This window comes from Lentzea flava (assembly GCF_014648475.1).
GTDB lineage: Bacteria > Actinomycetota > Actinomycetes > Mycobacteriales > Pseudonocardiaceae > Lentzea > Lentzea flava.
In genome coordinates this window covers 144,450-162,082 of record NZ_BMRE01000012.1, presented here as the reverse complement: position 1 = coordinate 162,082, position 17,633 = coordinate 144,450, and the positions used below count along the sequence as shown (strand labels likewise).

Genomic DNA, 17,633 nt, shown 5'->3' with positions numbered 1-17,633 from the left:
AAATGCATGAGCCGTCTCGGCTATACGCTGGGCGCATGGATCTGCGGCAGCTGCGGGCGTTCGTCGCGGTCGTCGACGCGGGCACGTTCACCGACGCGGCAAGGGAACTCGGTCTCACCCAGGCGTCGGTGTCACGGGCCGTCGCCGCGCTGGAGGCGTCCCTGGGCGTCCGGCTCCTGCAACGCTCGACGCGGCACGTGGCCCTGACCGCGACCGGCACGCAGGTGCTGGCCGGCGCACGGCGGGTGCTCGACGAGGTCGCTCACCTGCACCGGATCGCGTCCCAGTCGCAGACCGAGCTGCGCGTCGGCTACGCCTGGTCGGCGCTGGGCAAGCACACCCGGCGCGTGCAGAAGGCCTGGGCCGCGGCACATCCCGGCCTGCCGCTGGTGTTCGTCCAGTCGAACTCGCTCACCGCGGGCCTCGCCGAGGGCACCGCCGACGTCGCGGTCGTGCGCAAGGCCCTCGACGACCCGCGCTTCGAAACCGCGCTGCTCGGCACCGAGCGCCGCTACGGCGTCGTCGCGACGGACAACCCGTTGGCGCGCAAGCGTTCCCTTTCCCTGGCCGACTTCTCCCGCTACGGCATCGCGGTCGACGACCGGACCGGAACGACCACTGTGGACCTCTGGAAACCCGGCGCCGCGCCCGCGGTCGTGCGCAACACCCACGGTGTCGACGAATGGCTGACGCTGATCGCGGCGGGCCAGGCCGTCGGCATGACGTCCGAGGCCACCGCGAGCCTGAACCCGCGCCCCGGCGTGGCCTACCGCGCGGTGAAGGACGCGCCGCCGATCGCGGTGTGGCTGGCGTGGTGGAAGGACGAGCCGCCGCGGTACGTGAACGACCTGATCACGCTGGCGTGCGACGCCTATCGCGCCTGACGATCTCGTGCACCACCGCGATCAACGCCCTCGCGGCGGCGGTCGGCGTGCGGTCGGCCGGCCGGGCGAGCCCGAGCGGCCACCGCAGGTCCGCGCCCGTGACTTTCAGGGTCGTCACTCCGGTCGCCGTGCCGAGGATGTAGTGGGGCAGCAGCGCGACACCGAGACCGTGGCGCACGAAGTCGACGCCGGTGACGATGTCCGCCATCTCCAGGGTCACGCGTCTCGGCACCGCGGCCTGCGCGAACGCCCGGTCCGCCACGGCCCGGTTGCCGTACCCCACCGGCGAGTCGATGAAATCCATTCCGGCGAGGGCGCCGATGGGCACTTCTTCGTTGGCGGCCAACGGGTGACCTTCCGGCACGACGAGGTCCATTGTGGAGTGAGCGAGCTCGTCGAGAACGATCCCGGCTGGCACCTCGCCCGGCAGTGACACGAAGGCGAGGTCGAGCCTGCGGTCCAGCAACTGCTCGACCAGGCCCTGCGAGCCCGACGTCGCCGCACTCGTGCGCACCAGCACACCGGGATGCCTGCGGTGGAACTCGCCGAGCAGCGCGGGCAGGTCGATCAGGGTCATGGCGGTGAGCGTGCCGAGCCGGACCGTGCCTTTCAGACCGCCCTCGACCTGAGCCACGGCGTCCCTCGCCTCGGTGGCGGCGTCCAGGACGGCCTGAGCCTTCGGCAGGAGCGCCTCGCCGGCGTCGGTCAGCAGCACGCGCTTGGAGTTGCGATCGAGGAGGGTGGCGCCGAGCTCCCGTTCCAGCGTCTTGATCGCGGCCGAGACGGCGGACTGGACGACGTGCACGCGGGCGGCGGCGCGGGTGAAGGTGCCCTCTTCGGCGACCGCGACGAAGTACTCCAGCTGGCGGAGGTCCACACCTGGGAGTATCTCAGAAAGTGATGATCGATAGCGTCAACTTTCGTTGGACGTGATGATCGCGGGCGCGGATCGTGGGGGCATGTCCCTGGACCTCACGCCGCTGATCGTCACCGCACCCGGTGCCGGCTCACCCGGTACTGCGGCCACCATGGCCACCGCGCCCGACGCACGCGCCGAGGCAGCCACCCCACCCGCCACCCGCTCCCACGCGGCCACCACGACACCGGCCGCCTCCAGCAGGCGCCACGGCGTCGGCTTCTGGACCGTCGCCGCCACCTTCCTCGTCGCGATGGCCTACTCGACCGTCCCCTCCCCGCTCTTCCCGCTCTACGTGGCCCGCGAAGGCTTCTCCACCTTCGCCGTCACGGTCGTGTTCGCGTCGTTCGCGGTGGGCGTGGTCATCAGCCTCGTCCTGGCGGGCCACGTCTCGGACTGGCTGGGGCGCAAGGCGATCCTCCTGCCGGCTCTCGGCCTGGAGGTCGCGTCCGCGGTGCTGTTCCTGAGCAGCACGGCCCTGCCCGTCCTGATCCTCGCCCGCGTGATCAACGGCCTGGGTGTCGGCATGATCGCCGCCACCGCCACCGCGTACCTGCACGACCTCCACACGCGGCACCGTCCCGGCGCGTCGTTGCGGCGTTTCGAGGTCGTCTCGACCGCCGCGAACATCGGTGGGCTGGGCGTCGGCGCGCTGCTCGCCGGTGTGCTGGCGCAGTACGCGGCCTCGCCGTTGAGCACGCCCTACGTCGTGCTGGCCGTGCTGCTCGTCGTGAGCATCGTCGCCGTGGCGCTCACACCGGAAACCGTGACGCGCCGGCAGGTCTCCTACCGTCCACAGCGGATCAGCACCGGCCACGGCGCGGGCTACCTCGTCGCCGGAGCGGGCGCGTTCTCGGCGTTCGCCGTGTTCGGTGTGTTCACGTCCGTCTCGCCGGGCTTCGTGGCTGGCGAGTTGCACCACCCGTCGCGGGCGCTGGCCGGGCTCGTCGTCTTCATCGTGTTCGGTGGCGCCGCGCTCGCCCAGACGCTGACGAGCGGGATGCCGGTGCCCGTTCAGCGCGCGCTCGGGCTCGGCGCGCAGGCGATCGGCGTGCTTCTGGTCGTGGCGGGGATGGACGCGGCCGGCTTCCCGCTGTTCCTCGTCGGCGGCGCGGTCGCCGGCGCCGGTGCGGGCGTGCAGTTCAAGGCGGCGATCGGGGCCGTGACGAGGACGGCGGCACCGGCGAAACGCGGAGAAGCCTTGGCAGGACTGTTCTTCATCGCCTACCTGGGGCTGAGCGTGCCGTCGCTGTCGATCGGCCTCGCCACCCGGTTCCTCCCTCCGACGACCGTGATGACGTGGTTCGCGGGCATCCTGCTCGTGCTCCTGGCGGTGCTGGCCGCGGCCCACCGCCGGAGCGATCTCCCGCAGCTCAGTCGATGTGCACCTTGACGGGATGGCGAACGTCCTTCGGGCACAGGAAGACGTTCAGGTTCCCCTCGCTCCCGAACACCCACTCGACGTTGTCGCCGGACGGCTCGTACGTGCCGAGCGAGAGCACCTGGCGCCGCACCTCACCGCACTGCGGGCACGCGAACGTCAGCGGGCCAGAGGCGTGCCACGCGGTCCAGCCGCCGATCTTCGTGCCCTCCGAGGTCTTCGGCAGGTCGCGCAGTTCCTCCGGGCGCTCGTACGCGTGCGGGTACTCGGTGTACCGGATCGGCTCGAGGACGTTGACCGTGGGAACGTAGAACTCCTCCTGCTCAGAAGGCTCCGGTTCCTCCTCGATCAGCTCGAACACCGTCGTGGAGTCACGCCACACCAGCCGCACGTCCGGGCCGTACGCGTCGGGAACCTCGTGGTCGAGCGTGCACAGGAACACCTGCAGCAGGTCCGTGCCGTCGGGAAACGGCAACTCGGGGAAATCTCGCCGGTACAGCTGCAGGGCGCCGACGAACGGCTCGCCGTCGCTCTCGCACTGCGGCCACGGCTCGTCGATCGGCCACAGCATCGGGCCGCCGATGTGGCTGTCGGCGTCCGTCGGATCGCCTTCCAGCGGGTTCAGCAGCACCGCGGGCCTCGCCCAGTCCTGCTTGCCCATCAGTCGATGTGCGGCTTGATCGGATGACGGACGTCCTCCGTGCACGCGAACACGTTCAATGCGCCCTCCTGGCCGAACTCGCACCCGACGACCGCCCGTTCGGCGACCTCGCAGGAGCACAGCTCCTTCTCGGGTTCCTCGTAGGTGTACAGAGCTAGCAGAAGGCGCCGGTCCGCTCCGCAGGAGGGGCATTCCAGCCCGAACGGCGAGGTCTGCCACCAGAACGCCCAGCCGCCGATCTTGCTGCCGTTCGCGACCGGCGGGCAGGATCGTGAGGCCCTCGTCGTGCTCGCTGCCGTCACACCACGGCCACGGCTCGTCGGCGGGCCACAGCATCGGCCCGCCGATGTGGCTGCCACTCACCCCCGGCGAGCCCGCGGCCGGATGCAGACGAACAGCGGGCCGTGCCCACTCCCCCATGATCGACACGAGAGAACAGGCCAGCTCCCGGCCCCGCGAACGGGGCCGGAAGCAGCGAAATCAGTCCGTTCCCGACTCGATCGCCGCGGCGTCGAGCAGCGCGTCGGCCTCCGAGACCTCACCGCGCGAGGCGATGGCCTCCGCGCCGCCGTCCGGCACCTCGCCGATCAGCTTCGTCGACTCGGCCTGGGCCGAGATGAGCGCCGACTGGCGGGTGCCGACCATGCCGAGGCTCGCGAAGAGCTCCAGCTTGGCGCGCGAGTCCGCGATGTCGAGGTTGCGCATGGTCAGCTGGCCGATGCGGTCGACGGGACCGAACGCCGAGTCCTCGGTGCGCTCCATCGACAGCTTGTCCGGGTGGTAGCTGAACGCCGGACCGGACGTGTCGAGGATCGAGTAGTCGTCGCCGCGCCGCAGCCTCAGGGTGACCTCGCCGGTGACCGCGGAGCCGACCCAGCGCTGCAGCGACTCGCGCATCATCAGCGCCTGCGGGTCGAGCCAGCGGCCCTCGTACAGCAGCCGGCCGAGCTTGCGGCCCTCGTTGTGGTACGCCGCGACGGTGTCCTCGTTGTGGATCGCGTTCACGAGGCGGTCGTAGGCGATGTACAGCAGCGCCATGCCGGGCGCCTCGTAGATGCCGCGGCTCTTGGCCTCGATGATGCGGTTCTCGATCTGGTCGGACATGCCCAGACCGTGACGGCCGCCGATGGTGTTCGCCTCCAGCACGAGGTCGACGGAGCTGCCGAACTCCTTGCCGTTGATGGTGACCGGACGGCCCTGGTCGAAGCCGATCGTCACGTCCTCGGTCGCGATCTCGACCGACGGGTCCCAGAACTTGACGCCCATGATCGGCTCGACGATCTCGATGCCCTCGTTGAGCAGCTCGAGCGACTTGGCCTCGTGCGTCGCGCCCCAGATGTTCGCGTCGGTCGAGTACGCCTTCTCGGTGCTGGCGCGGTAGGGCAGCCCGCGCTCCTGCAGCCACTCGGACATCTCCTTGCGGCCGCCGAGCTCGGTCACGAACGCGGCGTCGAGCCACGGCTTGTAGATCCGCAGCGACGGGTTCGCGAGCAGGCCGTAGCGGTAGAACCGCTCGATGTCGTTGCCCTTGTAGGTGGAGCCGTCGCCCCAGATCTGCACGTCGTCGTCGAGCATGGCGCGCACCAGCATCGTGCCCGTGACCGCACGTCCGAGAGGAGTGGTGTTGAAGTACGCGCGGCCACCGGAGCGGATGTGGAACGCGCCGCACGCGAGCGCCGCGAGACCCTCCTCGACGAGCGCCGACCGGCAGTCCACCAGACGCGCGATCTCGGCACCGTACGTGGCGGCGCGGCCGGGGACCGTGTCGATCTCAGGCTCGTCGTACTGACCGATGTCCGCGGTGTACGTGCACGGCACCGCGCCCTTCTCACGCATCCACGCGACCGCGACGGAGGTGTCGAGACCACCGGAGAAGGCGATGCCGACGCGTTCGCCGGCGGGAAGTGAAGTGAGCACCTTGGACACGCCGAGAATTATGCACGACAATGTATGGGCATGCACGTCGGGGTGGCTGTTAGTTGCGCCTCAGCGATGTCGTCGCAGGTAGTGAGCCATACATCGGGCCGCGCCGCGAGCCGGGCGAGCGTCTGGCCGAGGTGCTTGTGCCGCAACGGCCACCCTCGCGCGAACGGCCTCAGCACCACGGCGCGGGCGTCCAGCTCACTCACCCGGTAGAGACCCGGCGGCGCGGGCGCTGGCCCGGACCAGCCACGCGGCCGTTCGCCGGTCGCACGCTCGATGGCGTCTATCGCCTCCGGCTCGCTCGCCAGCCACACCCAGCGACGGGGAACACCGGCCTCGAGCAGCAGCGGGTACTGCTCGACGGCCGCGCGGGTGAGCGGGACGCCGGCGCGGATGCCGTGGCGGTCGAGCGCGTCGATGGTGCGCCAGATGCCGATTCGCGCGCCGTAGTCGCGCCAGCCGTGGTCGTTCGCGATGTCGAGGAGGACGTAGGTCGCTTGCCTGTTCGCCGTCATGGCGGGACGGTAGGAGCTGACATCAGTGTCAGGTTCAAGGGGCGAGGATGAAGATCGGTGAACTGGCACGGCGCACGGGCGTGAGCGAGCGGTCGTTGCGCTACTACGAGCAGCAGAACCTGCTGACGTCCACGCGCACACCCGGCGGCCAGCGCGAGTATCCCGAGTCGGCGGTCGATCGGGTGATCAGGATCCAGGAGCTGTTCGCCGCCGGTCTGCCCAGCAGGAAGATCGCGCTGATGCTGCCGTGCCTGCGCGACAGCGACGGCGGGCCGTCCGAGATCGCCACCCCGTTGCTCGTCGAGGACCTCAAGAAGGAGCGCGAGCGGATCGACCGGATGATCGCCGATCTGCACAACACGCGGGATGTGCTGGACGACGTGATCGAGGCGGCGGAGGGCTGACGGTCACCGCCGAAGGGCTCAGGCAAGCCTGCCGCGAGCCGGGATCCGCCGTGCTGAAGGCGATCGAGGGCCAGGCCCTGTCCACTGTGGACTACGGCTGGGCGTGCGGTGAGCCGGGGCTCGCGACCGGGTGCGGCGCCACCTGGTGAAGGAGCGCGGGGTGGACCGCAAGGCGGTCACGTTCAGCGGGTACCGGAAGGTCGGCTCGGCGCGGCTGCGAGACCGCTCAGCCGCAGCGTCTCGGCCACGACGGGATCGGCGGCCGTCATCCCGTACCGGTGCTCGTACACCGCCAGCACGATCCGTCGCGAGTCCTCGGCGGCCGGCGGGGTGTTCGGCACGTGGTCGGCGGCCATCAGCAGCATCGGGTGCCCGGCGCTGCCCTGCGGCGGCAGGAAGCCGCGGACCGGCAGCACCTCCGCGCCCAACCGGCGGTAGAACGCGATGCGGCGGTGCCTGATCAGCTCCTCGGCGGCGCTGATGCCGGGCTGGGCCGGGTCCTCGACGTCGAAGATGATCCGGGTGTGTCCGGCGCCGGTCATCTCGTCCCGCAGGTGTGCCCACAGGCGCCCGCCGAGGCCGCGGCCCTTCTCCCCCACGGCGAAGTAGCGCAGGTAGACCCAGCCGGTCTCGGCGAGCACCCGCAGCACCGCGAGGCCCAGCGGCTTCGAGTCCACCAGCACCAGCGCGGTGTCGGCGAGCAGGTTCTCCACCGGCGCGCGGAGGTGCGGCGCGAAGCCGTCGAAGTAGATCTGCCGGACCTGCGCCAGTTCGGCGTCGGTCAGCGAAGAGGCCGCGACGAGTTTCACGAGATCCCCCCCCCAGGACATGAACGATCTTCCGGCTACGGCAAAGATTTGGCAAACCACCTAGACGTGAACTGTGTTCATGTACCACCTTCTGCCTCGCAAGCCTCACCGCACCCTGCTCACGGAATCGAGGCCACTGTTGAGGAAGTTCCTGCCCGCGCTGACCGGCGCGCTCCTGATCACCGCCCTGCTGCCCGGCGTCGCGCTCGCCGACCCGCCGCAGGCCATTCCCGCCAGTTTCGCGGCGGAGGACGGCAAGTGGCAGCCGGCGTTCGACTACGACGGTGACGGTTGCTACCCGACCCCGGCGATCTCGCCGACCGGTCAGGTGGCGACGGGCCTGAAGAACTCGGGCGCGCTCAACGGCAACTGCCACGACCGCTCCGACCTGGACAACACCAACTCCTACAGCCGCTCCAAGTGCAACAACGGCTGGTGCGCCTACCTGTACGACCTGTACTTCGAGAAGGACCAGGCCGTGCCGGGCTGGGACTGCTGCGGCCACCGCCACGACATCGAGCACGTGATCATCTGGGTCCAGAACGACGTGGCCCAGTACGTCTCGACGTCCGCGCACGGCAAGTACAGCACCTACTCGCGCGACAAGGTGGCGTGGGAAGGCACCCACGCCAAGATCATCTACCACAAGGACGGCGCCAGCACGCACTGCTTCCGCCTCGCGGGCTTCACCGAGGTCGCGGAGAACCACTACGGGGTCTACCAGTACCCCGCCCTGGTCAGCTGGGACCGCTTCCCGGCCGGGGTGCGCGACATCCTGGTGAACGCCAACTTCGGCAGCGCGTCGCTCGCGATCAAGGACAGCGCGTTCAGCTACAACCTCGGCATCGCCAAGCCGGCCGGGATCCCGTTCGACCCGAACGCGTAGCTCATTTCGCGACGCGGTCGAGCCATTCGGCCAAGAGGGCCCGTTCCGCTGGAGACAGCATCAGGGGCGGGTCCTCCTCCAGCGCCGCCTTCAACGCGATCGCGCGGCTCGGGATGTCCGTCGGCTCGTCCGGCGAGGCGTCCGTCGTGATCGCCCTGATCACCTGCTCGCGCGAGAACGTGATCAGCTCCAGGTCGCGTTCGGGTTCCGGCGTCGCGATCAACGACAGCACGACCCCCATGCCCGCCGCGTGCACGAACTGCGCGGCCTGCTCGACCGGGACCGTCAGCCGGCCCACCGCCGCGATGCGGCTGATGATCTCGCGGAGCATCGCGTCCGCCTCCAGCCGCGCCTCCCGCTTGCGCGGCTCGCCGTACATCAGCAGGTAGAACGCGGGCCGCGCCAGGCCGAACCCGATGTGCAGCTCCCACCCGCGACGCAGGTCGTCGACCGGGTTGTCGCTCGCGCCCATCGCGTGCTTGGTCGCGAGGTAGTCGGAGAAGCCGTAGGCCGCGACGGCGTCGAGCAGACCGTCCTTGTCCCCGAACAGCCGGTACAGCGTGGGTGCCTGCACACCTGCCGCCGACGCCACCGCGCGCGTGGAGACAGCTTCCTTGCCGCCTTCGATCAGCAGCTCGGCCGCGGCCTTCACCAACCGCTCTCTCGTGTCCATGTAACGACGATAACACATCAGGGGTAGCGCTGATTCGGTAGCAGTGATACGTTAGTTGTGTTAGCGACGGAAACACCAGCTAGGAGCACTGTCATGACTCGCGTTGCGATCGTCACCGGTGGATCGAGGGGGATCGGACGGGCCGCCGCCGAGCGTCTCGCCGCGGACGGCATGGCCGTCGTCATCGTCTACGCCGGCAACAAGACCGAGGCCGACAAGGCGGTCGAGGAGATCAAGGCGGCCGGCGGCCAGGCCATCGCCGCCCGGGCGGACGTGGCCGACGAGATCGCTCTCGGTGCGGCGTTCGACCTGGCCGCGGAGACGTTCGGCGGCGTCGACGTCGTCGTGAACTCCGCGGGCATCATGCCGTTGGGCACGGTCGCGGACATGGACCTCGATGTCTTCGACCGCCTCATGCGCACCAACGCCCGTGGCACGTTCGTCGTGTCCCAGCAGGCGGCCAGGAAGCTGCGCAACGGTGGCGCGATCATCAACCTCTCGTCGTCGGTCGTGGGCCTGCGCTTCCCCCAGTACGGCGCCTACGCCATGTCGAAGGGCGGCGTCGAGGCGCTGACCCTGGTCCTCGCCCGCGAGCTGCGCGGCCGCGACATCACCGTGAACGCCGTCGCCCCCGGCCCCACCGCCACGGCACTGTTCCTGGAGGGCAAGGACGAGGCGACGATCGACACCCTCGCGAAGCAGGCCCCGCTGGAGCGCATCGGCTCCCCGGAGGACATCGCCGAGGTCATCTCCTTCCTCGCGGGCCCGGCCCGCTGGATCAACGGTCAGGTCGTTCGTGCGAACGGAGGCATCATCTGATGGGCAAGGTCATCGTCGTCACGGGAGCGTCCAGCGGTTTCGGTGCGCTCGCGGTGCGAGCACTGGCCCGCGCGGGCCACACCGTCTACGCCGGCATGAGGGAAACGACGGGCCGCAACGCGCCGGCCGTCGCCGAGCTCGGGGCTTTCGGTGCCGAGAACGGGGTCGACGTGCACGCCGTCGAGCTCGACGTGCAGTCGCAGGAGTCCGCCGACGCGGCCATCGCGCTGATCATCGCCGAGCAGGGGCGTCTGGACGTCGTGGTCCACAACGCGGGGCACATGGTCACCGGCCCGGCCGAGGCCTTCACGCCGGAGCAGTACGCGGCCCTGTACGACGTGAACGTCCTCGGCACGCAACGGGTCAACCGCGCCGCGCTGCCGCACCTGCGGCGTCAGCGCTCCGGCCACGTCGTGTGGGTGGGTTCCTCGTCGACGCGCGGCGGCACTCCCCCGTACCTGGCCCCGTACTTCGCGGCCAAGGCGGCGATGGACGCGGTCGCGGTCTCCTACCGCGCCGAGCTGCTCCGGTTCGGCATCGAGACCACGATCGTCGTGCCGGGTGCGTTCACCCACGGCACCAACCACTTCGCGCACAGCGGCTCACCCGCCGACACCGCCGTGGCCGCCGCCTACGAGGAGTTCTACCCCGGCCTGATGGACCAGGTGGGCGCCCGTCTCGCCGAGCTGGAGCCGTCGTGGGCGTCCGTCTCGGCCGTCGCCGACGCGATCGTGTCCGTGGTCGACGCCGAGAAGCCGCCGTTCCGCGTGCACGTCGACCCGTCCGACGACGGCGCCGAGGTCGTGAACAAGGTGGCGGACCGGGTGCGCAGCGAGTTCCTGCGCCGGGTGGAGCTGGCCGACCTGATCTAACGGCCGGCGAGGAGCGCGGACACGGTGACGAACCGGAAACCGCGCTCCCCGAGCTTGGTGATGATGGGCTTCAGCGCCTGCCGGGTCTGGTCCCTGGACTGGTACATGGGGTGCAACAGGATGATCGAGCCCGGCTTGGTCCGGTCGAGGACGTCCTGCTCGATCTGCTGGGCGGTGGGCGTGCCCGCGGAGTCCGGTTCCACGTCCCACATGATCGTCTTGCGGTGGTGCTCGCTCAGGTAGTGCGGCAACGCGAAGAGCTTCTTGCCGTTGGGCGGGCGGAAGTGGATGTCACCCCGGTAGCCCGTCCTGCGGATCTGGGCGTCGGTGTCCTCGATCTCCTTGGCCACCGTGCTGGGCAGCACACCGACCATCCGCTGGTGGTTGTAGGTGTGGTTGCCGATCTCGTGGCCCGCCTGCGCGATCTTCCTGCCCAGGTCCGGGTGCTTCTCCAGATCGCGGCCCACGAGGAAGAACGTGGCCTTGACCTGTTCCTCGTCCAGCGTGTCGAGGACCTGCTGGGCGCCGGCCGGGTCCGGGCCGTCGTCGAAGGTCAGGGCCACGACCTTCTCGGTGGTGTCGACCCGGTGGACGAGTTCCCCGAAGAACTGGAAGGTGCGGGAGCTGCTGACGTTCCACAGCACCACCGCGGCGACGAGCACGACGACGAGACCGGTGGCGGTGATGATCGTCGGCTTGCGGCGCAACCACTTCATGTGATCACTATGGCCAGCGCCGCTTTCCCGAGGCGCAGCACCCCGTCGTCGAGCGGCGTGCAGCGCTTGCCGCCCTTGCCGCGCAACGCCTTGAACGCGCCCGGCGCGACGACGACGTCCATCCAGGCGCACGGGCTGGCGGGCCGGTGCACCTCGAACCGCACCGGCCCGTCCCCGGTGTCGAGGCTGAACACGGTGCCGCGGGCCAGCGCGTCCACGTCGAACCCGCGCAGCACGATGTTCCGCCGCGCCACCAGCGGGTCCACCGGCCACGGGTCGAGCGACTCGGCCGCGATCACCGTCACCGCCGCGTTGTGGTGCGCGGGGTTGTTGAAGAACCGGTCGCCGACGATCCCGAGCCCGGCCCGCAGCCGGACGTGGTCGCGCCCGACGGGCTCCGGGTCGGGACGAGGGCCGTCCGACGGACGGCCCTCGAAGGCGTGCACGGCTGAGACGTGCAGTGCGACGATCTCTACTTCTCGCCGAGCTGCCATTCCGGCCTCACGTAGTGGCACGTGTAGCCGTTGGGGTAGCGCTCCAGGTAGTCCTGGTGCTCCGGCTCGGCCTCCCAGAACTCCGTCGCCTGCGTGACCTCGGTGACGACCTTGCCGGGCCACTTGCCGGAGGCGTCGACGTCGGCGATGGTCGCCTCGGCCACCTGCTTCTGCGCGTCGTCGGTGTAGAAGATCGCCGAGCGGTAGCTGGCGCCGATGTCGTTGCCCTGGCGGTTGCGGGTCGTCGGGTCGTGGATCTGGAAGAAGAACTCCAGGATCTGCCGGTAGCTCAGCCGCTCGGGGTCGAACACGATCTCGATGGCCTCGGCGTGGTTGCCGTGGCGGCGGTACGTGGCGTTCGGCGTGCTGGGGTCGCCGGTGTAGCCGACTCGGGTGGAGACGACGCCGGGGTGGCGGCGGAACAGGTCCTGCATGCCCCAGAAACAGCCGCCCGCGAGAACAGCCTTCTCCGTCACGGTGGTTCTCCTCTGCTCGGTGTTCACTCAGGAGAACGTTCGGTCTCTCCCGGTTCATCCCCGTCAACCTGTGACGTAACTATTACGGACCGCGCCTCGATGACCTCGCCCAGGTAGCGCAGCACGACCGCCACGGCGGCAGCGACCGGCACCGAGAAGAACGCGCCCGCGATGCCGTACAACGAGGTACCCGCGGTCACCACGAGCAACACCACCGCCGCGTGCAGGCGCAGGCCCCGCGACTGCAGGATCGGCTGCAGCACGTTGCCTTCGACCTGCTGCACCACGACCACGATGATCAGCATGATGATCGCCGTGGTCAGCCCGTTGCTGACGAGCGCGACCAGCACGGCCAGCGCGCCGGCGATGAACGCGCCGACGATCGGGATGAACCCGCCGAGGAACGTCAGCGCGGCCAGCGGGACCGCGAGCGGCACCCCGAGGATCACCAGGCCCAGCCCGATGAACACCGCGTCGATCAGGCTGACGAGCGCCTGGCTGCGGATGAAGCTGCCGAGCGTCACCCAGACCCGCTCCAGCACGGTCGTGACGTGCAGGCCCGCGCGCTCACCGATCAGCCCGCGCAGCCACGGCGTGAACCGCATGCCGTCCTTGACGAAGAAGAACGCGAGCAGCAACGCCACGAGCCCGGTCACGACCCCGGACGTCACCGCACCAGCCCCGGTCAGCAACCCGCTCGCGATCGACCCGATGCTCGACTTGACCTGCTCGACCCCCTGAGCGATCAACCGGTCGAGATCCGTGTCGGCGAGGTTGAGCGGAGGCCCTGCCGCCCACTTCTGCGCCTGCTGCAACGCCTCCTGGGCGCTCTGCGCGATCTCCGGCACACCGGACGCGATCGACGTGGAGATCGCCGCGATCACCCCACCCAGCACCACCAGCCCGACGACCAGCACGATCGTCGCCGACAGCGCCGAGTTCAGCCCCTTCGACATCAACCACCGGGCGGGCGGCCACAGGACCGTCGTGATCAGCAACCCGAGCAGCACGGGCATCACGACCACCCACAGCTGCCCGACGAGCCACAGCACCATCCAGAAGCCGAGCGCGGCCAGCGCGACCCGCAGACTCCACCGCGCGAGCCAGCTCACGCCGTGCCCGATGGCCTCACCCTTGTCCGCCCACCTGCGTTCCCGTTCCACGCGGACAGTCTGTCGTGATCTAGCCCGATCGGGTAACAGACACGCGAACTACGCCTCGGCGAGGCCTGCCACACCGCCGAGCGCTACGGGTGCATCCGGCGACTGCTCCGCCCGCCGCTCCACAGCCAGATCGCGACCCCGGCCGCCACCAGCACGGCGAACCCGATCAGACCGTCGGAGACGCCCCCTTCCTTCTGGCGCTGCGGGGCGGCGGTCTGCGGAACCACCTTCGCTGCCGCACGCGGCGGAGTCGGTGCGGCCGGGGAAGGCTGCGCGACCAACGCCAGCGGGATCGCCTCGGTGTCGTTGAAGTCGACCATCCCGGTGGCTTCGAGCACCGTCATGTGGTCGAGCACGGTGTCCATGCACACCTTGGCGTAGTCGCGGATGGCCGTGTTGCGCGTGCCGGTGCGCACCTGGGCCAGGAACTTGTAGACCACGCCGTGCGCGGCGCGGAGGCGGTTCGCGAAGATCTTGTCGAACTCGGTGCTGCGCGCGGGCGCGGCGGACATCTCGTTCAGCCAGCCCTGCTGCGCCTCGTTGGGCCGGGTGGGCAGCTGCACGTTCAGCGTGCGGGCCAGTTCGGCGGTTCGCCGGTCCAGGTCGGCGTGGCCCTCGACGAGGTGCCTGCTCGCCTCCTGCACCTTCGGGTTGGCCGACTTCTGCAGGCCCATCCGGCCGGCGGGGCCCTCCCACAACCCGGCGAGTGCCACCTTCTGCAGCAGGTCGCGGCCGGCGGGGCCCATCGGGCCGAACTGCGTCTGGACGTAGTCGGGGCCGAAGTCCGGCTGCGCGACCGCGGGTGGTGCACCCATCAGGATGACCAGCAGGGTGATGAGCAGTGTCCGCATGCCGGGAGGTACGGACGACGGCACACGCGCTGACCGTTGCACAGTGCAATGGTTATCGGTTCGTTACCAAAGCCGAGGCCTCGATCAGCGCCTCTCGTTCGACCCGGCCCACGGCACGACGAACTCCCCACGTCGACCAACAAGCGCAACCCCGGAGTTGCACATCCCCCGAAGATGCGCAACTCCAGGGTTGCGGGTTTACGGGCGGGCGCCCAGGGAGCCCACGAGTGCTGACGTCACCGCGGAGGAGGAGATGACCGTGCCCTTCTTCATCGTGCCCTGGTCCCCCGACTGGTCCTCGGCGATGACCTCCCTGGTCCCGATGAAGTCACCGTTGTCCGGGTCGATGATGATCTCGGTGAAGTTGTCGTAGTACTTCTTGCCGAGAGCCACGCCTTCCTTGCCGTCGAGGTTCGCCCGGTTGTCGGTGACGACCAGCCCCGGCAGCAGGGCGAGCGCGCGGAAGAGGTTCGCGCGCACCTCGGCCGGGTACTGGCCCGACCGCAACGCGTCGAGAGCCTGCATGAACGCGCCCGCGTCGTCGGCGTGCCCCTCCTCCCTGAGCCTGGCCAGCAGTTCCTTCGGGTCCTTGGGCAGCGCCGCGATGAACTCGGGCGTCGGGTTGTGGAACGTGGCGTTGGTGCAGCGGTCCGGCTGGCCTTCTGCGTAGTAGGAGTACTTGCCGCACTTGCCGCGGAACTCGTCACCGTTCTTGAACGGGCCGGAGTCCGGCGTGCCCTGACCCTCGTGGCCCGGCACCCACGCCACCGAGTTGATCGTGAACCTCAGCATCCACTCGTCGCGGCGGTCAGCGGGGATCCACTGCTCGTTCACCATGTCGGTGGTCCACGCCTCGTCCGAGCCCCACGCCCTGGTGATGCCCTCGTACCTGGAGCGCACATAGCGGTACTGACCAGGGGCGATGGGCCGTTCGACGACGCGTGAGGCGAGGTCGGCGGCGTGGATCAGCTCCTCGGCGGCGGTCGCGGAGTTGCTGCCGACGCCGGTGAGGTCGACGGTCGACGCGACCAGGGAACCGCCGGTCAGCACGGCGACGGCGGCCGCGGCGGCGAGCCAGCGCACCCGGCGGCGCGGACGGCGTTCGACGGCAACGGGTTCCGCCGCACGTGCCTGCAAAGCGGCTGCCAGCGCGTTCCTGCCCGCGGTGACGTCGAACCGCACGGGCTCGTCGGCGGCACGGGCCAGCGCCGCGTCGAGCACTCGGTCGAGGGTCTCTGGCTTGGTGGGCTCAGACATGGCTGTCCTCGGAGAAGGTGTGGTCGGTGGCGGCGATGCGGGTGCGCAGCCGGGCGCGGGCACGGTGCAGCCTGGTGCGCACGGTGGCCACCGGGACGTCGAGCGCCACGGCGATCTCGGCAGGGGCGAAGTCCGCCCAGGCGTGCAGCAGCAGCACCTCGCGTTCCTCGACGCGCAGCTCGGCGAGCCAGGCGGTCAGCGGCCCGGCGAGCAGGTCCGCGTCCGCCGCCGCGCTCGCCCGCTCACCGATGTCGCCCTCGTCGACGCGGGCCGCGTGGGCCTTGCTCCACGCACGCAGCTTGCGTTCCTCCGCGCGCACGTGGTTGCGCAGCAGGTTCGTCGCCACGCCGTAGAGCCACGCGCGCACGGCGTCGGCCTCGTAGACCTGACCGGCGCGCTGGTCCCACAGCACCAGGAAGGCCTCGGACACCACGTCCTGTGCGGTGTCGGCACCGACGCGCCTGGCCACGTAGCGGTGCAGCCGCTCGGCCGTCGACTCGTAGAGGGTCAGCAGCGCGGCCTCGTCGAGCACGGCGGGCGCCACTTCCGGTGTCAGCGCCACGGGCGCCACGTCGCTTCGCACACCCCTACCTGGCCGCAGGCCCCAGGAGCGTTCCCGGCGTGTGCTCACCGCCACATCGTGGCGGCGGAGATCAGAGTTCGCTCGGGAACGGGTGGCGGGCGGCGAACTCGGGCGCCGTCATCCCGAACAGCACGACGTCGTGGTGGCGGCCGGCGAAGAACTCGTGGTCGCGCAGCCGGCCCTCCTCCGTGAAGCCGAGCTTGCGCTGCAACGCGAGAGAAGGCTCGTTGAACGCCCAGACGCCCGCCTCGCACTTGTGGAACCGCCGCTCGCCGAACATGAAGTTCAGCAGCAAGGGCACGGCGTCCGTCGCATAGCCGCGGCGGTGGTGCTCACTGCCCAGCGCGATGCCGTACATGAACCGTCCGGCGCGGCGGTCGACGAGGGCCGTGGACACCGTCCCCACGAGCACGCCGGCGGCCAGCGTCTCGATCGCGAGCACGAAAGTGTCGTCGTCCTGCTTCAGCGCGGTCTGCTCGGCCCACTCCCGTTTCCGCGCTGCCGACCGCGGCGGACGGATCATCGACCCCCTCCGCTCGTCCACGGTGTTCTGGTCGAGCTCGCGGAAGACCTCCCAGTCCTCCGGCTCCACCGCGCGCAGACGTACGAGCTTCCCCACCCAGGCAGACGTCATGGCTTGATCAAACGACCACCCGATCGTGTCCGGCAACCGGATTACTACCATCTGCCCGGTGACCGCCTACGACGATCTCGACCTCGACACGACGGTGCTGCCGGAACGCCAGCAGAAGATCCTCCTCGCCATCCGCGACTGGGTCGTCGAGCACGGCTACTCCCCCAGCACCCGCGAGATCGGCGACGCCGTCGGCCTCAAGTCGTCCTCCTCGGTGTCCAAGCACCTGGCCGCGTTGGAGGACAAGGGTTTCCTCAAGCGCGGCTCGTCGGTCACGCGGCCGATGGACGTGCGGGTCTTCCTGCACGAGACGGCGTCCGCGCAGGTCTCCGAGGACTCGATCTCGGTGCCCGTCGTCGGTGACATCGCCGCCGGTACGCCGATCTCCGCCATCGAGCACGTGGACGACGTGCTGAACCTGCCGCGCGGCCTGGTCGGCCGGGGCAGCAACGTGTTCGCGCTGCGCGTGCGCGGCGACTCGATGGTCGACGCCGCGATCTGCGACGGCGACATGGTCGTCGTCCGGCAGACGCACGAGGCCCACAACGGGCAGATCGTCGCCGCGATGATCGACGAGGAGGCGACGGTCAAGGTCTACCAGCGCCGGGGCGGCCACGTGTACCTCGAGCCGCGCAACCCGGACTACCCCGTCATCGACGGCGACAGGGCGGTCGTCCTCGGCGTCGTCGTGTCCGTGCTGCGCAGCGTCTGAGACC

General features: G+C 70.0%; 22 protein-coding genes. 7 read left to right on the top strand and 15 right to left on the bottom strand.

The genetic code is table 11. The annotated features are described in order from the left end of the window. Nucleotides 1–35 precede the first annotated feature (35 nt). The gene (locus IEZ09_RS17065) at nt 36–884 is read left to right on the top strand and encodes a LysR family transcriptional regulator (protein ID WP_189254683.1); all 849 of its coding nucleotides are present in this window, start codon (nt 36–38) and stop codon (nt 882–884) included. Here IEZ09_RS17065 and IEZ09_RS17060 read toward each other — a convergent pair. Next, entirely contained in the window at nt 853–1,761 is a 909-nt protein-coding gene (locus IEZ09_RS17060) for a LysR family transcriptional regulator (protein WP_189254682.1), read from the bottom strand. The genes IEZ09_RS17065 and IEZ09_RS17060 overlap by 32 nt on opposite strands. A gap of 82 nt (nt 1,762–1,843) precedes the next feature. On the opposite strand from IEZ09_RS17060, the gene IEZ09_RS17055 reads away from it, so the two are divergent. After that, nucleotides 1,844–3,193: an MFS transporter gene (locus IEZ09_RS17055; protein ID WP_229812637.1), complete on the top strand. Its 1,350-nt coding sequence runs from the start codon at nt 1,844–1,846 to the stop codon at nt 3,191–3,193. On the opposite strand, the gene IEZ09_RS17050 is transcribed toward IEZ09_RS17055, so the two are convergent. From IEZ09_RS17050 to IEZ09_RS17035, 4 genes are all read right to left on the bottom strand, one after another. Further along, entirely contained in the window at nt 3,174–3,842 is a 669-nt protein-coding gene (locus tag IEZ09_RS17050; protein ID WP_189254681.1) for a YwqG family protein, read from the bottom strand. The genes IEZ09_RS17055 and IEZ09_RS17050 overlap by 20 nt on opposite strands. After that, nucleotides 3,842–4,144, bottom strand: coding sequence for a hypothetical protein (locus IEZ09_RS17045; RefSeq protein WP_229812636.1), 303 nt, complete (start codon nt 4,142–4,144; stop codon nt 3,842–3,844). The genes IEZ09_RS17050 and IEZ09_RS17045 overlap by 1 nt, the downstream gene beginning before the upstream one ends. 178 nt (nt 4,145–4,322) lie before the next feature. Beyond that, complete coding sequence (argG, locus tag IEZ09_RS17040) at nt 4,323–5,768, bottom strand: argininosuccinate synthase (protein WP_189254680.1); 1,446 nt, start codon at nt 5,766–5,768, stop codon at nt 4,323–4,325. 8 nt (nt 5,769–5,776) lie between these two features. Beyond that, on the bottom strand, nt 5,777–6,280 hold the full coding sequence (locus IEZ09_RS17035; protein ID WP_189254679.1) for a polysaccharide deacetylase family protein: 504 nt from the start codon (nt 6,278–6,280) through the stop codon (nt 5,777–5,779). Between the two features lie 47 nt (nt 6,281–6,327). Here IEZ09_RS17035 and IEZ09_RS17030 point away from each other — a divergent pair, with 47 nt between their 5' ends. Further along, the gene (locus IEZ09_RS17030) at nt 6,328–6,684 is read left to right on the top strand and encodes a MerR family transcriptional regulator (protein ID WP_189254678.1); all 357 of its coding nucleotides are present in this window, start codon (nt 6,328–6,330) and stop codon (nt 6,682–6,684) included. Nucleotides 6,685–6,866: 182 nt separating this feature from the next. Here IEZ09_RS17030 and IEZ09_RS17025 read toward each other — a convergent pair whose 3' ends face one another. Then, on the bottom strand, nt 6,867–7,493 hold the full coding sequence (locus tag IEZ09_RS17025; protein WP_229812635.1) for a GNAT family N-acetyltransferase: 627 nt from the start codon (nt 7,491–7,493) through the stop codon (nt 6,867–6,869). Nucleotides 7,494–7,632: 139 nt separating this feature from the next. Between IEZ09_RS17025 and IEZ09_RS17020 the strand changes: the two genes are divergently transcribed. Further along, a complete protein-coding gene (locus tag IEZ09_RS17020; protein ID WP_229812634.1) occupies nt 7,633–8,379 on the top strand; it encodes an NPP1 family protein in 747 nt (248 codons plus the stop codon). Between the two features lies 1 nt (nt 8,380). Here IEZ09_RS17020 and IEZ09_RS17015 read toward each other — a convergent pair whose 3' ends face one another. Then, nucleotides 8,381–9,052 carry a TetR/AcrR family transcriptional regulator gene (locus IEZ09_RS17015; RefSeq protein ID WP_189254675.1) on the bottom strand — a complete coding sequence of 224 codons (672 nt, stop codon included), beginning with the start codon at nt 9,050–9,052 and terminating at the stop codon, nt 8,381–8,383. 93 nt (nt 9,053–9,145) lie between these two features. On the opposite strand from IEZ09_RS17015, the gene IEZ09_RS17010 reads away from it, so the two are divergent. Further along, the gene (locus tag IEZ09_RS17010) at nt 9,146–9,871 is read left to right on the top strand and encodes an SDR family oxidoreductase (RefSeq protein WP_189254674.1); all 726 of its coding nucleotides are present in this window, start codon (nt 9,146–9,148) and stop codon (nt 9,869–9,871) included. Next, entirely contained in the window at nt 9,871–10,743 is an 873-nt protein-coding gene (locus tag IEZ09_RS17005; RefSeq protein ID WP_229812633.1) for an SDR family NAD(P)-dependent oxidoreductase, read from the top strand. Before IEZ09_RS17010 ends, IEZ09_RS17005 begins: the two co-directional genes overlap by 1 nt. Here the strand turns inward: IEZ09_RS17005 and IEZ09_RS17000 are convergent. The 8 genes from IEZ09_RS17000 to IEZ09_RS16965 form a co-directional block, all read right to left on the bottom strand. Next, nucleotides 10,740–11,459 (bottom strand): polysaccharide deacetylase family protein, encoded by a 720-nt coding sequence (locus IEZ09_RS17000; protein ID WP_189254673.1) that lies wholly within the window; start codon nt 11,457–11,459, stop codon nt 10,740–10,742. The two genes, IEZ09_RS17005 and IEZ09_RS17000, sit on opposite strands and share 4 nt — an antisense overlap. Then, nucleotides 11,456–11,953, bottom strand: a complete 498-nt coding sequence (locus IEZ09_RS16995) for an MOSC domain-containing protein (protein WP_189254672.1) — start codon at nt 11,951–11,953, stop codon at nt 11,456–11,458. Before IEZ09_RS16995 ends, IEZ09_RS17000 begins: the two co-directional genes overlap by 4 nt. Further along, nucleotides 11,932–12,429, bottom strand: a complete 498-nt coding sequence (gene msrA, locus IEZ09_RS16990) for a peptide-methionine (S)-S-oxide reductase MsrA (protein ID WP_189254671.1) — start codon at nt 12,427–12,429, stop codon at nt 11,932–11,934. Before msrA ends, IEZ09_RS16995 begins: the two co-directional genes overlap by 22 nt. 23 nt (nt 12,430–12,452) lie before the next feature. Then, complete coding sequence (locus tag IEZ09_RS16985; protein WP_189254670.1) at nt 12,453–13,592, bottom strand: AI-2E family transporter; 1,140 nt, start codon at nt 13,590–13,592, stop codon at nt 12,453–12,455. Nucleotides 13,593–13,675: 83 nt separating this feature from the next. Continuing rightward, on the bottom strand, nt 13,676–14,443 hold the full coding sequence (locus IEZ09_RS16980; RefSeq protein ID WP_189254669.1) for a DUF4142 domain-containing protein: 768 nt from the start codon (nt 14,441–14,443) through the stop codon (nt 13,676–13,678). A 198-nt stretch (nt 14,444–14,641) separates the two neighbouring features. Beyond that, nucleotides 14,642–15,700 carry a CU044_5270 family protein gene (locus IEZ09_RS16975; RefSeq protein WP_189254668.1) on the bottom strand — a complete coding sequence of 353 codons (1,059 nt, stop codon included), beginning with the start codon at nt 15,698–15,700 and terminating at the stop codon, nt 14,642–14,644. Next, entirely contained in the window at nt 15,693–16,283 is a 591-nt protein-coding gene (locus IEZ09_RS16970; RefSeq protein WP_189254667.1) for an RNA polymerase sigma factor, read from the bottom strand. The genes IEZ09_RS16975 and IEZ09_RS16970 overlap by 8 nt, the downstream gene beginning before the upstream one ends. Before the next feature lie 70 nt (nt 16,284–16,353). Further along, entirely contained in the window at nt 16,354–16,917 is a 564-nt protein-coding gene (locus IEZ09_RS16965) for a GNAT family N-acetyltransferase (RefSeq protein WP_189254666.1), read from the bottom strand. Between the two features lie 58 nt (nt 16,918–16,975). Here IEZ09_RS16965 and lexA point away from each other — a divergent pair, with 58 nt between their 5' ends. Next, nucleotides 16,976–17,629 carry a transcriptional repressor LexA gene (gene lexA, locus IEZ09_RS16960; RefSeq protein ID WP_189254665.1) on the top strand — a complete coding sequence of 218 codons (654 nt, stop codon included), beginning with the start codon at nt 16,976–16,978 and terminating at the stop codon, nt 17,627–17,629. Nucleotides 17,630–17,633 lie beyond the last annotated feature (4 nt).

Coding starts and splice junctions, on each gene's coding strand:
- IEZ09_RS17065 (WP_189254683.1), top strand. CDS start 36: ATGGATCTGCGGCAGCTGCGGGCGTTCGTCGCGGTCGTCGACGCGGGC.
- IEZ09_RS17055 (WP_229812637.1), top strand. CDS start 1,844: ATGTCCCTGGACCTCACGCCGCTGATCGTCACCGCACCCGGTGCCGGC.
- IEZ09_RS17050 (WP_189254681.1), bottom strand. CDS start 3,842: ATGGGCAAGCAGGACTGGGCGAGGCCCGCGGTGCTGCTGAACCCGCTG.
- IEZ09_RS17035 (WP_189254679.1), bottom strand. CDS start 6,280: ATGACGGCGAACAGGCAAGCGACCTACGTCCTCCTCGACATCGCGAAC.
- IEZ09_RS17030 (WP_189254678.1), top strand. CDS start 6,328: ATGAAGATCGGTGAACTGGCACGGCGCACGGGCGTGAGCGAGCGGTCG.
- IEZ09_RS17015 (WP_189254675.1), bottom strand. CDS start 9,052: ATGGACACGAGAGAGCGGTTGGTGAAGGCCGCGGCCGAGCTGCTGATC.
- IEZ09_RS17010 (WP_189254674.1), top strand. CDS start 9,146: ATGACTCGCGTTGCGATCGTCACCGGTGGATCGAGGGGGATCGGACGG.
- IEZ09_RS17005 (WP_229812633.1), top strand. CDS start 9,871: ATGGGCAAGGTCATCGTCGTCACGGGAGCGTCCAGCGGTTTCGGTGCG.
- IEZ09_RS17000 (WP_189254673.1), bottom strand. CDS start 11,459: ATGAAGTGGTTGCGCCGCAAGCCGACGATCATCACCGCCACCGGTCTC.
- IEZ09_RS16995 (WP_189254672.1), bottom strand. CDS start 11,953: ATGGCAGCTCGGCGAGAAGTAGAGATCGTCGCACTGCACGTCTCAGCC.
- IEZ09_RS16980 (WP_189254669.1), bottom strand. CDS start 14,443: ATGCGGACACTGCTCATCACCCTGCTGGTCATCCTGATGGGTGCACCA.
- IEZ09_RS16975 (WP_189254668.1), bottom strand. CDS start 15,700: ATGTCTGAGCCCACCAAGCCAGAGACCCTCGACCGAGTGCTCGACGCG.
- IEZ09_RS16965 (WP_189254666.1), bottom strand. CDS start 16,917: ATGACGTCTGCCTGGGTGGGGAAGCTCGTACGTCTGCGCGCGGTGGAG.